This is a genomic window from Streptomyces sp. Ag109_O5-1 (assembly GCF_003814875.1).
In the GTDB taxonomy this organism is placed as follows: Bacteria; Actinomycetota; Actinomycetes; order Streptomycetales; family Streptomycetaceae; genus Streptomyces; species Streptomyces sasae.
In genome coordinates, this window is the sequence record NZ_RKQF01000001.1 from 4,473,738 (window position 1) to 4,485,921 (window position 12,184).

Annotated in this window: 10 protein-coding genes; 3 read left to right on the plus strand and 7 right to left on the minus strand. The window is 72.0% G+C overall.

Features of this window, described 5'->3' with window-relative positions:
* Positions 1–16 precede the first annotated feature (16 nt).
* Together EDD90_RS20270 and EDD90_RS20275 are read left to right on the plus strand one after the other, a co-directional pair.
* Positions 17–1,948, plus strand: a complete 1,932-nt coding sequence (locus EDD90_RS20270; RefSeq protein ID WP_123974379.1) for a fumarate reductase/succinate dehydrogenase flavoprotein subunit — start codon at positions 17–19, stop codon at positions 1,946–1,948.
* The gene (locus EDD90_RS20275; protein ID WP_123974380.1) at positions 1,945–2,721 is read left to right on the plus strand and encodes a succinate dehydrogenase/fumarate reductase iron-sulfur subunit; all 777 of its coding nucleotides are present in this window, start codon (positions 1,945–1,947) and stop codon (positions 2,719–2,721) included. Before EDD90_RS20270 ends, EDD90_RS20275 begins: the two co-directional genes overlap by 4 nt.
* Here EDD90_RS20275 and EDD90_RS20280 read toward each other — a convergent pair.
* Together EDD90_RS20280 and EDD90_RS20285 are read right to left on the minus strand one after the other, a co-directional pair.
* Complete coding sequence (locus EDD90_RS20280; RefSeq protein WP_123974381.1) at positions 2,696–3,685, minus strand: phosphotransferase family protein; 990 nt, start codon at positions 3,683–3,685, stop codon at positions 2,696–2,698. The genes EDD90_RS20275 and EDD90_RS20280 overlap by 26 nt on opposite strands.
* Positions 3,682–4,821 (minus strand): glycosyl hydrolase family 18 protein, encoded by a 1,140-nt coding sequence (locus EDD90_RS20285; RefSeq protein ID WP_123974382.1) that lies wholly within the window; start codon positions 4,819–4,821, stop codon positions 3,682–3,684. Before EDD90_RS20285 ends, EDD90_RS20280 begins: the two co-directional genes overlap by 4 nt.
* A gap of 448 nt (positions 4,822–5,269) precedes the next feature.
* Between EDD90_RS20285 and EDD90_RS20290 the strand changes: the two genes are divergently transcribed.
* Positions 5,270–6,688, plus strand: coding sequence for a hypothetical protein (locus tag EDD90_RS20290; RefSeq protein WP_311737211.1), 1,419 nt, complete (start codon positions 5,270–5,272; stop codon positions 6,686–6,688).
* Positions 6,689–6,849: 161 nt separating this feature from the next.
* On the opposite strand, the gene EDD90_RS20295 is transcribed toward EDD90_RS20290, so the two are convergent.
* From EDD90_RS20295 to EDD90_RS20315, 5 genes are all read right to left on the minus strand, one after another.
* Positions 6,850–9,438: a SpoIIE family protein phosphatase gene (locus EDD90_RS20295; RefSeq protein ID WP_123974384.1), complete on the minus strand. Its 2,589-nt coding sequence runs from the start codon at positions 9,436–9,438 to the stop codon at positions 6,850–6,852.
* A gap of 259 nt (positions 9,439–9,697) precedes the next feature.
* A complete protein-coding gene (locus tag EDD90_RS20300) occupies positions 9,698–10,126 on the minus strand; it encodes an ATP-binding protein (protein ID WP_123974385.1) in 429 nt (142 codons plus the stop codon).
* A 235-nt stretch (positions 10,127–10,361) separates the two neighbouring features.
* The gene (locus EDD90_RS20305; protein ID WP_123974386.1) at positions 10,362–10,769 is read right to left on the minus strand and encodes a (deoxy)nucleoside triphosphate pyrophosphohydrolase; all 408 of its coding nucleotides are present in this window, start codon (positions 10,767–10,769) and stop codon (positions 10,362–10,364) included.
* Between the two features lie 31 nt (positions 10,770–10,800).
* Positions 10,801–11,010 (minus strand): SPOR domain-containing protein, encoded by a 210-nt coding sequence (locus EDD90_RS20310; RefSeq protein WP_123974387.1) that lies wholly within the window; start codon positions 11,008–11,010, stop codon positions 10,801–10,803.
* Positions 11,011–11,311: 301 nt separating this feature from the next.
* Entirely contained in the window at positions 11,312–12,064 is a 753-nt protein-coding gene (locus tag EDD90_RS20315) for a GntR family transcriptional regulator (protein WP_123974388.1), read from the minus strand.
* Positions 12,065–12,184: the final 120 nt, after the last annotated feature.

Genomic DNA, 12,184 nt, shown 5'->3' on the forward strand with positions numbered 1-12,184 from the left:
TGAGTGGGGCCTTCTGATGGGAGCGGTGGAACGGCAGCAGTGGGACGTCGTGATCGTCGGAGCCGGCGGCGCGGGGCTGCGGGCCGCGATCGAGGCGCGCGAGCGGGGCGCCCGTACGGCGGTGATCTGCAAGTCGCTGTTCGGCAAGGCGCACACGGTGATGGCCGAGGGCGGCATCGCGGCGGCCATGGCCAACGTCAACGAGCACGACAACTGGCAGGTCCACTTCCGCGACACCATGCGCGGCGGCAAGTTCCTCAACCAGTGGCGGATGGCCGAGCTGCACGCCAAGGAGGCCCCGGACCGGGTCTGGGAACTGGAGACCTGGGGCGCCCTGTTCGACCGCACGAAAGACGGGAAGATCTCCCAGCGCAACTTCGGCGGCCACGAGTACCCGCGCCTCGCCCATGTCGGCGACCGCACCGGGCTCGAACTGATCCGCACCCTCCAGCAGAAGATCGTCTCGCTCCAGCAGGAGGACAAGAAGGAGACCGGTGACTACGAGTCCCGGCTGAAGGTCTTCCAGGAGTGCACGGTCACCCGGATCCTCAAGGACGGCTCGCGCGTGAGCGGCGTCTTCGCGTACGAGCGCGAGACCGGCCGTTTCTTCGTCCTGGAAGCGCCCGCCGTGGTGATCGCGACCGGTGGCATCGGCAAGTCCTTCAAGGTGACGTCGAACTCGTGGGAGTACACGGGTGACGGGCACGCGCTGGCCCTGCTGGCCGGGGCGCCCCTGCTCAACATGGAGTTCGTGCAGTTCCACCCGACGGGCATGGTCTGGCCGCCGTCGGTGAAGGGCATCCTCGTCACGGAGTCGGTGCGCGGCGACGGCGGGGTGCTCAGGAACTCCGAGGGCAAGCGGTTCATGTTCGACTACATCCCGGACGTCTTCAAGGAGAAGTACGCCGAGTCCGAGGAGGAGGGCGACCGCTGGTACGAGGACCCGGACCACAACCGGCGCCCCCCTGAGCTGCTCCCCCGCGACGAGGTGGCCCGGGCCATCAACGCCGAGGTGAAGGCGGGCCGCGGCTCCCCGCACGGCGGGGTCTTCCTGGACGTGTCGACGCGGATGCCCGCCGAGGTGATCCGGCGCCGGCTGCCGTCCATGTACCACCAGTTCAAGGAGCTGGCGGACGTCGACATCACCGCGGAGGCGATGGAGGTCGGGCCGACCTGCCACTACGTGATGGGCGGGGTCGCCGTCGACTCCGACACCGCGGCAGCGCGCGGGGTGCCGGGGCTGTTCGCGGCCGGTGAGGTGGCCGGCGGGATGCACGGCTCCAACCGGCTCGGCGGCAACTCCCTCTCCGACCTGCTGGTGTTCGGGCGCCGGGCGGGCTGGCACGCGGCCGAGTACGTGGACGGCCTCGACGCCCGCCCGGAGGTGGCCGACGACCAGATCGACTCGGCGGCGGCGGAGGCCCTGCGGCCCTTCTCGGCCGAGGGCCAGGAACCCGGCTCGGGACCGCCGGAGAACCCGTACACCCTCCACCAGGAGCTCCAGCAGTCCATGAACGACCTGGTCGGCATCATCCGCCGGGAGGGCGAGATGGAACAGGCCCTGGAGCGGCTCGCCGGGCTGCGGGTCCGGGCCCACCGGGCCGGTGTGGAGGGGCACCGCCAGTTCAACCCCGGCTGGCACCTCGCCCTGGACCTGCGCAACATGCTGCTGGTCAGCGAGTGCGTGGCCCGGGCGGCGCTGGAGCGCACGGAGTCGCGCGGCGGCCACACCCGCGAGGACCATCCGACGATGGACCGCAGGTGGCGCCCCGTCAACCTGCTCTGCGGACTGGCGGACCCCACCGGCGGGTTGGCGGCCACCGACCCGGAGCGCGGCCAGATCGACCTCACCCGCGAGACCACCGCCCCCATCCGAGCCGACCTGCTCGCCCTCTTCGAGAAGGAGGAGCTGGTCAAGTACCTCGCCGAAGAGGAGCTGTACGAATGAGCGGCTACACGGCCCACTTCAGGGTGTGGCGGGGCGACGTCGAGGGCGGCGGCCTGGAGGACTACAAGGTCGAGGTCAACGACGGCGAGGTGGTCCTGGACATCATCCACCGCCTCCAGGCCACCCAGGCCTCCGACCTGGCGGTCCGCTGGAACTGCAAGGCGGGCAAGTGCGGTTCGTGCTCGGCGGAGATCAACGGCCGCCCGCGCCTGATGTGCATGACCCGCATGTCCGTCTTCGAACGGGACGAGACCATCACGGTCACCCCGCTGCGCGCCTTCCCGGTGATCCGGGACCTGGTCACGGACGTCGGCTTCAACTACCAGAAGGCCAGGGAGGTCCCGGCGTTCGTGCCGCCGGCCGAACTGGGCCCCGGCGAGTACCGGATGTTCCAGGAGGACGTGGACCGGTCGCAGGAGTTCCGCAAGTGCATCGAGTGCTTCCTGTGCCAGGACACCTGCCATGTGGTCCGCGACCACGAGGAGAACAAGACGGCGTTCGCCGGCCCGCGTTTCCTCATGCGGGTCGCGGAGCTGGACATGCACCCGCTGGACGCGGCGGAGGCGTCCGGCCTGGACCGCAAGCGCACGGCCCAGGACGAACACGGCCTCGGCTACTGCAACATCACCAAGTGCTGCACGGAGGTGTGCCCCGAGGGCATCCACATCACCGACAACGCGCTGATCCCCCTGAAGGAGCGGGCCGTGGACCGCAAATACGACCCGCTGGTGTGGCTCGGCTCGAAGATCAGGAGGCGCCCGGCAGGAGGCTGAGCACCCGCCGGAGGTTGGACTCGGCGATCTCCTGCATCGGTTCGCGCTCCGGGAAGTCGCCGTCGAGCAGCCGCAGCGGCCCGGCGACGAGGTTCAGGTGCATCGCGAGCCGGTACAGCTCCATGCGGTCCTCGTCGAGGTCGGCGGCGCGCAGCAGGTCGTAGGCGGGCCCGAAGCGGAGCTTGAGGAAGACGTGCTCCCATTCGGCGTCGAAGTACATCAGGCCTTCGATGTCGATGAGCGCGGGATCGCCCTCGGCGGTCACCAGGACGTGGTCCGGGCCGAGTTCGCCGTGCACGAGTGAGGCATGCTCGCGCGGCTCGACCGCGTCGAAGAGCTCGTGCACCCGCTCCGTCAGCGCGTCGCGGGCCTCGCGCACCCGGGGGTCGCGCTCGGCGACCTCCGCGATGTCGTGCACCGCGCGGTCGGCGACGACCTGCTCGCAGGAGTTGCCCCGCGGCTTGCCGCCCTCCGCCACGAGGGCGGCCTTGCCGTATCCGGCGGACATGCACTCGCGGAGCACGCCGAGCGACCCCGCGAGGCGCGCCAGCGGCACCCGCGCCGCGCCCGGGTCGCTGCGCAGCATCATCTCCAGGCTGCCGCCGCGGACGTCCTCCACGACCGCCGCGTACGCGGGCAGGTGCTCGGCCTCCTCGTCGGCGAAGAGCAGGCGGGGGGTGCGCACGCCGAGTTCGGTCAGCAGATCGTGGGCGGACAGGAAGAGTCCGAGACCGGAGGCGTGCGAGAAGGGGTCACGGATGTCGGCGTCGACGGGACCCCAGTAGTCCTCCTCCGGGGACCAGACGTAGGCGATCGCGGTCCTTCCGTTGTCCAGGGCGAGCCGGTAGACACCTTTCTTGGAGCCGCCGCGCAGCCGGGTGACGGTGGCGGGGGCACGGCCGAGGGCCTCGCGGGCGAGCGGGGCGAGGTCGTCACGGGTGAGGTGGGCACGAGCGGTTGTCATGACGTACGGACCCAGTCCTTCCGATAAGAGGTCCAGTCATCCTCGGTGGCGGCGAAGTCGACGTACAACGCGACGCCGAAGTTAGCGCGATCCGCGTCCGTCCGTGACAGTCCCAGCCGAACTCCCCGCACGGCCGCCGGTACGGTCTCGGCGTGCGCCCAGTGGCCGAAACGGTTCTCGTGGTAGAAGGGCAGCCCCATGAGGAGGTCGGTGCCGGGCGGTGTGACCTGGAGCGCGAGGCTGGTCTGCTGGGCGACGTACCCGCCGTACAGGCTCTGCAGCGGCTGCATCGTGTCGTATGACATCACCGCGATCTGGTCCACCCGGCGGGCGACTTGCCCGAAATACTCCTGCGACCACCACTTGGGATGACCGGTGACGGTACCCCAGAAGGAGTGAAAGGCCGGGAGCGGGTCGATCTGGTGCGCGGCGACGGAGAGCAGCGGGGTGACCGGGCGCAGGGCGTCGAGGAGGGCGAGGTAGTTCCGGTCGCCGGAGTGCAGGGGCTCCAGGTCGAAGTGGACCCCGTCGAACCCCGCCGCAACGACCTGCCGGGCGGACTCGACCACGGCGGCGCGGGTCGCGCTCCGCTCCAGATGCATGGCGTCCGGCTTCTCGGGTGCGAGTTCGTCCCCCAGCCAAGCCTGGACCCGGACGCCGGGAAGTTTTCGATGCACGGCTGTTATCAGCCAACGGGCCTTGGGATAGGCCGATTTGGGCAGCGTGCCGTTGTGTTCCAGTGGTCCGGCATGGACGTAGAGGTCGCGTATGCCGGTGTCCGCGAGCCGGGCGGCGAGGGCGGTGACGTCGGCGTCGGTCTTACGACCGTCGACCCAGGCGTGACCGAGCCAGATGGCGTCCTTGCTGCGGGTGTGGGTGCCGGGTCTCGGGTCGCCGGTGTAGTTGATGCGGAGGGCGGTCTCGGCGATGAGGAGGGGAAGCAGGAGGAGCAGGATGGCGGCGAGGGCGAGCCGTCTGGCGCGCCGTATCCAGTTCCTCGCTTTCCCACCCGCACCACCCGCGCGACTTTCGCCGTCGGGTGCGGGAGGCCCCGGCGGGGGTTCCGAATCGTCGGTGCCTGCGGCTGACGCGTCGACGGAGTCCGGTCCGCCAGAGGATGCGGAAGGTGCGGGCACGGACTCCGGCCCGACGGGCCGTACAGGAGGCGCGTACGCGGGCGCGCGACCGTCGGCGGGGGCAGGGGGCGCCGAGAGGGGGCCCGAGGCGTCCGCGAGGGCGGGGGATATGGGGGCGGAGTCCGGCCCGGCGGCGGGCGTGGGCTGCTGGCCGTCGGCGGGGGCAGGGGGCGGGGGGTGGGGTTCCGAAGTGTCTGTGGGCGCGGGGGGTGTGGGGGTGGAGGCCGGTTCGTCGGGGGGTTTGGGGGTGGGGTTTGGGGTGTCGGTGGGGTTGGGGTTCTTCTGTGGGTCCGCGCTCCGGTCCATCCTCTGTCCCCCTGCTCTTGTCGTCCCCCGCCTGTCCCCGCCCCGGTCGCGAAGCCGACTGGCTGCCCATACGCTCCGAAATGTGACGTCATCCTTGTTCCGGGGTCGGCCGAGGCATGCGACCGGGCACATAGGTGTGCGGGTGGGGCATGCGGTGCTGGGCGGGGTGGCCGGGGTGGTCTGGCTGGTGTTGCCGGTGATGACGAGCGCCGCTCAAGATCCGGTTCCCGCGGCCGGGGGCCGGACGGTCGTCACGGCCGAGGCCGACGCGGTGCCGGCCACTGATTACGTGCTGCCGCTCGTCGCCGTGGCGGCGGCCGGCGCGCTGGGCGGCTACGGATACGTACGACGGATACGGCGGTCCCGCTCGCGCACCACACCGGGGATCGTGTCCCCCGCCCCGCCCGCGCCGTCACCCACCGACTTCGAGCGGCAGGCCCGGACCTCCCTGGTCCTCGCCGACGACTGCGTCCGCACCGGCCGCGAAGCGCTCGGTTTCGTCGACGTGGCCGAGTCCGTCCTGCGGGCCGTGCGCACGGCCGACACCGAGCTGTCGGCCGCGTTCGCGATATGGCGGCGCTACGAGGAGGGGATGCCGGACGACGCCGCCGGCCGGCGGCAGGCGCTGGTGGGCGTGGTCGGGCGGGGCTCGGAGGCGGGGCGGCTGCTGGACGCACAGGCGGAGGGGTTCGACGCCGAGTGGGGCGCGGGGGACGCGCTGGCGGTGGCCGAGGGACGTTTCCGGGAACTGGCCGCCCGGACCGGCGGGGTGGCGCGCACGCTGACGCAGGCGGGTGAGCGGTACGGGACGACGGCCACCGCGGGGGTGCTGGGATACGTCGAACAGGCCAAGGACCGGCTGGTGTTCGCGACCTCACGGCTCAACCAGGCCCGCCAGGACGCCGATGCGGGTGACGGCGACGGGTTCCGGCGGGGCTTGCGCGCCGCGGAGGGCGCGGTGGCGCAGGCCGGGGTGCTGCTGGAGGGCGTGCAGCGGCTGGCCGGGGAGCTGCGGACGGCCGCGGGGATGGTGCCGGCCGCTCTCACGGGCGCGGAGGCGGAGCTGGCGGGCCTGCGGACGACCGCCTTCCCGCCGCGGCTGGCGCATGCCGACGCCGTACTGGCCGCGGTCCGGGAGGAGTTGACTGGTGGGCCGTGCGATCCGCTGGACGCCTTGCGCCGGATCGCGCGGGCGGTGGAGGGGACGGGGAGCGGGCGGGCCGGGGTGATCGCGGCGGGGGCGGAGCTGGTGGCGCGCAGTGCGCTGGGGGCCGCCGACGACTTCATCGGCACGCATCGGGGGGCGGTGGGGGCGCAGGCACGGGCGCTGCTGGCGGAGGCGCGGGGTGCTGCGCTCGCCGACGCCGACCGGCTGGCGCGCAGGGCGCGGGAGTTGGCGGAGCGGGATGTACGGGCGCACGGGAACCCGTTCGCCGGTGCGGGGGCCCATGAGAGCGGGCTGGCGGGGGCGGTGCTCGGGGGTGTGCTGCTGGGGGAGGAGGCCGATGGGGGGCCGGTGGTGGCGTTCGGGGGGCCGGATACGAGGAGGCGGTTGGGGTAGCGCGCCACAGGGTGGCGCGGCGGGTTGTCGGGCGGCTGCGGGTGCGTGGGGGTTGGTCGCGCCCACGCGGCGGAGCCGCACATTGCTACAGCCCCGCGCCCCTGAAGTGGCGCACGGCAACGCCCCTTTCCTTTACGGCCCGCAGCAGCCCTACTGCCCTCTCAGAACAGACTCAGCAGTGCCTCCGCAGGGTCCGTCAGTCCCGTCTCCCCGTCCGGCAGCGGCAGTTCGAACCACACCGTCTTCCCGCGGGGCGTCCGGCGTGAGCCCCACGCCGCGCTCAGCAGGCCGACCAGCTGGAGGCCACGGCCGCCCTCGTCCGTGTCGCGGGCGCGGCGGCGCCTCGGCTGGACCAGGCCGGAGTCCCAGACCTCGCAGACCAGGGTGCGGTCGAGGAGGAGGCGGAGCCTTATCTCGCCCTCGCCGTACCGCAGCGCGTTGGTGACCAGCTCGCTGACGAGCAGTTCCGCCGTGTCGACCAGGGGCTCCAGGTCCCAGGTGAGGAGCTGGCCGCGCGCGTACTCACGGGCGCGGCCCACACTGCGCGGCTCGCGCGGCAGCGTCCAGTCGCCGACCGACTCGGCCGGCAGCCCCTGGACACGTGCCATCAGCAACGCGATGTCGTCCTCGCCGTGGTGCGTGTCGAGGGTGTTGAGGACGTGGTCGCAGACGTCCTCCAGGGGCTGGGAGGGGTCGGTGAGGGCCCCCACGAACGCTTGCAGGCCCTCGTCCAGGGGGTGGTCGCGGGACTCGACCAGGCCGTCCGTGTAGAGGGCGAGGAGGGAGCCCTCGGGGAGGTCCACCTCCACCTCCTCGAAGGGCTCGCCGCCGACGCCGAGCGGCATGCCGGGCGGGACGTCGAGCATCAGGGCGGCCTCGCCGGGTTCGACCAGCACGGGGGGCAGGTGGCCGGCATTGGCGAACGTACAGCGTCTGGTGACGGAGTCGTAGACCGCGTAGACGCAGGTCGCGAGGTAGACCTCGGAGAGGTCCGCGTCGCGGGGCTGGCGGGCCGTGCGGGTGGCCTGCTGGACCCCGCCTGGGGTGCCGAGGCCGCGGGCGATCTCGTCCAACGCGGAGAGGACTTCGGCGGGTTCCAGATCCAGCAGGGCCAGGGTGCGGACCGCCGTGCGGAGTTCGCCCATCGCGACGGCCGCGCGCAGGCCGCGGCCCATCACGTCGCCGACGACCAGTGCCGTGCGGTGGCCGGGGAGTTCGATGACGTCGAACCAGTCACCGCCGACCTCGGTCGCCGCGTTGCCGGGAAGGTAACGGCACGCGATGTCCAGGCCCGAGGCCTCGGGGTCGCCGGGCGGGAGCAGGGACCGTTGCAGTATCAACGCGCGTTCGTGTTCGCGGCGGTACAGGCGCGCGTTGTCGATACAGACGGCCGCGCGGGCCGCCAGTTCGACGGCGAGTTCCCGGTCGCGGTCGCCGAACGGCTCGCTGCCCTTGGTGCGGGCGAACTGGGCGAGGCCGACGACCGTGTCGTGGGCGACCATCGGGACCGCGAGGGTGGACTGGACGAGGCCGCCCTCCTCGGCGGGCACCTGCTGCGGGCGGGCCGTGCGCAGGGCGTCCGCGCAGGGCGAGTTGAAGGGGTAGTGGTGGACCGCGCCGACGGCGACGGGAGCGCCGCCGCCCACGAAGGGCGCGTCGGAGACCGCGCTGGCGAAGGCGACGCGGCGCAGCTCGGCGCTGCCGTCGGCGAGGCCCGGTGGGGTCTCGTCGCCGGCCAGCAGGCCCTGGTAGAGGTCGACGGTGGCGAGGTCGCAGAAGCCGGGCACGACCACGTCGAGGAGTTCGCGGGCGGTGGTCTCCAGGTCGAGGGAGTTGCCTATACGGGCGCCGGCCTCGTTGAGGAGGGCGAGGTTCCTCCGTGCTGCGGCGGCCTCGCGGGCGGCGGCGCGGCGGGCCGTGATGTCCAGGCCCAGCCAGGCGATGCCGATCGGGCGGCCACTGCCGCTGTGCACCCGGTAGAGGTTGATGGACCAGTGCCGGCGTTCCTCGGAGCCCGGCACGAAGCCCGTGACGTGCATGTCGGTGATGGAGTTGCCGGTGTCCAGGACCCGGCGCAGGGTCGCCGCGACCCGCTCGGCCTCGGCGCGCGGCAGGTAGTCGTGGACTCCCTTGCCGCGGTGGTCGTCGGGGGTGCCGCCGAAGATGGAGGAGAACCGCAGGTTGGCGCGGCGGATCCGCAGGTCGGGGTCGATCAGCAGGAAGCCGAAAGGAGATTGACCGAATATCGACTGCGAGGCCGCGAGGTCGGTCTCGATGCTGCGCAGGGTACGGACGTCGACCACTATGCAGACGGCCGCGTGCTCGCCCTCGGCGGTGCGGGTGGGCATGACGTAGACCTCTGCGAGGCCTTCCTCGCCGCGCCGGCCGTCGGGGCCGTCGGGCATCCGGAACGGGACCACACCGGTCCACTCCCGCCCGTCGAGGATCTCGGCCATCTTCCGCTGGCCGTGCTCGCGCAGGTCGGAGTCGACGAACGCCTCGATGGGGTCCATGCCGACGGCGCGCTCCGCGGGGATGCCGAAGACCTGTTCGGCCCGCAGGCTCCACTGGTCGACCAGGCCGCCGGCGCCGATGGAGAACGAGGCGACCTTGATGTAGTCGTAGATCGAGCCGGGCGGGCTGCTCTGCCACATGGCGTCGCCAGGGGCCGCGGCTGTCTCCGCGGTCCCCGCCCTCACGCCGTCCGAGGGGTCCTCGGACTCCGTGGCCTTAGCTGGTATCTCGCTCACGCGAACCGTCCCCTCCAGCTCACCGCGCCCGGCACCGGTCACCGGATGCGGCTGCCCGCAGTATCCAGCACTACGGTGCCGCCTGACACGGTGTTCACGATCACAGCACGGTCCCGATGATTTCCGGACCGGACCGTGACAACACTTCCAGTCTTCTAACCAGGGAACACGCCCTCGAATCACACACTCCGGCACCCGTTCGCAGGCCACTCTCGCGAGTGGACGCCATAACGGTGCGTGTACACCCCGTTCACCCCGTTCAGCCGGGTACGGCCAGCTCGAACCAGACCGTCTTGCCGGTGCTGCCGGGCCGGGTGCCCCAGCTGCGCGAGGAGCCGGCGACCAACTGGAGGCCGCGGCCGCTCTCGTCGTCGGGGCTGGCGGCGCGTTCGCGCGGCGGGTCGGGGAGCGGGTCGGAGACCTCGACGCGCAGGGTGTCGCCGAGGCCGGCGGGGCGGACGAGGCGGACGCCGATGGGGCCGGTGGCGTGCCGCAGCGAGTTGGTGACCAACTCGCTGACCAGCAGGGCGGTGATGTCGGCGAGAGTGTCCAGGCCCCAGCCCCGCAATTGGTCTCGGACCGCGGTACGGGCGGTGCGCACGGCGCCCGGTTCCGCGGGAAAGGTCCACTCGACGGAGACACCTTCGGTGTCGATCACACCGATCACTTCCCGTGCAGCGTGCGGCATGCCCGCCCATGCCCGGTTTCATTGGGTTAATGGGCACATACCCGATATCCAGGGGGCAGTACCGCGCGGGAGGGCGCGCTGTGGTGCGAATGGCTTACGCCGGGGGTCGTGCGCCTATGAGCTCGGGTGGTGCGGGTGGCGGGCGGCCACGGGTTCGTTGGGGCTTGTCGCGCCCACGCGGCGGAGCCGCACATTGCTACAGCCCCGCCCCCCTGAAGGGGGTGGGGCTTCGCCCCTACCCCCTCCCCGTCAACCGCGCGGCGACCTCGCGTACCGCCGGCACGTCCTGGTCCAGCCAGTGCACGTCCCAGAGTTCCTCCGGTGTCAGCCAGCGGAGTTCGTCGTGGTCCTGGAGGGGCTTGGGGGCCGCGGAGCCGGGGCACAGGGTCGCCGTCCACACCTGGAGGACGTACGGCGCCTTCAGGGGCCACTCCCCCGGCACGCGCGCCACGGTCTCGGTCTCCACGCCCAACTCCTCGCGCAGTTCGCGCACCAGGGCGTGCTCCGGCGTCTCGCCCGGCTCGGTCTTGCCGCCGGGCAGCTCCCAGCGGCCGGCCAGCTCCGGGGGCGCGCTGCGGCGGGCCGCGAGCAGGCGGCCCGCGTCGAGCAGGGCGGCTCCGACCACCACGATCCGTTCGCTCATGGCCCGGAGCCTACGGGAGGAGCCGGACGGCTCAGTTACGGATGCCGCCGTCCCCGTTGCCGTTGCCGTTGCTGTGGCCGATGCGCTCGACCCAGTAGAGCTGCTTGTGTCCGCGGTCGTCGAGACTGTCGGCGATCTTCTGCGCCTCGGCCCGGGTCGCGTACCGGCCGACGCGGTAGCGATTGCCGTTGTCGTCCTGCCGTATGACGAGCCAGGGGAGAGAGACCGTGCCTTCCGTCATCGCGCCCCTCCGTTTCTCCCGGCTCCCGCCCATCCCCGCCCCGCTAAGGAAACCGCACTCCGCATATGCCCGAGCGTACGCCTAACCTTTACGCAGCGAATACGGCTTTTCACAAAGAGGTACGCAACCAGCCAGAACGGCGGGGGCGCACGATGACGAATGCGCCGTTCGGGCGCCTCCCGCTTCGGGTCGCGGGCATGCCGGGGACAGGCCGGATCACCTGGGAAAACGGCCGGATTGCAGCGGCCGGTGTCAGGCCGGACCTGACCGGTGAAGGCGTCAACTATCGCAAGGGTGTGCGCTACTTCACGGGCAGGTGGTACGAGGCGCGGTAGCGGTCGGCCGGGATGACGACGTCCGCAGTCTCCACCGGGCGGCCGGAGGCGTAGTACGTCCGCTGGATCACGAGGACCACATGGCCGGGGACCCCGCCCAGGGTGAGCAGTTCCTCGGCGAGGCCGGGGCGGGCGCCGACCTCCTCGGTGACGTTGTCCACGACGACGTCGATGGCACGCATCCGCTCGACGACCCCCATGCCGCCGAGCGGGCCCTCCTCGGGCAGCATCACGGGGGTGCGGCCGGTGACAGCGAGGGGCTCCCAGGAGGTGGAGAGCATCATCGGCTCGCCCCCGTCCCGGAACAGGTACCGGGTGCGCATCACGCGGTCGCCGATCTGGATGGCGAGCCGGTCGGCGATCACGGCACCGGCCTCGGCCTGCTCACTGCTGGACTCCCAGGTGCCGCGCGCCGCCGCGTCGGACTGCTCCTGCCGGAACGGGGTGGCGCCGCCGGCCGGCCGGAACCCGGAGCGGGCCACCCGGCGCGGCACGGGCCGCTCCCGGACATAGGTCCCGGAGCCGGAGCGGCCCTCGACCAGCCCCTCGGCCATCAGCACCTTGCGGGCCTCCAGGGCGACCGTGTCGGAGACGCCGTACTCCTCGCGGATGCGGGCCTGGGAGGGGAGCCGGGTGTGAGGGGGCAGCGAACCGTCGACGATCTTCTTGCGGAGATCACCCGCGACACGCAGATACGCCGGCTGCTCACCGAAAGTCACTGGCCGCTCCCATCAGGTTGTACAGACAGCTACAGCCTGGCAACCGTGGGTTGTGCCCCGCAAGCAAAGGCCAGAGAATCACTCGATGTGATGACATCTGGCCCGGGGATGCTTTACGCA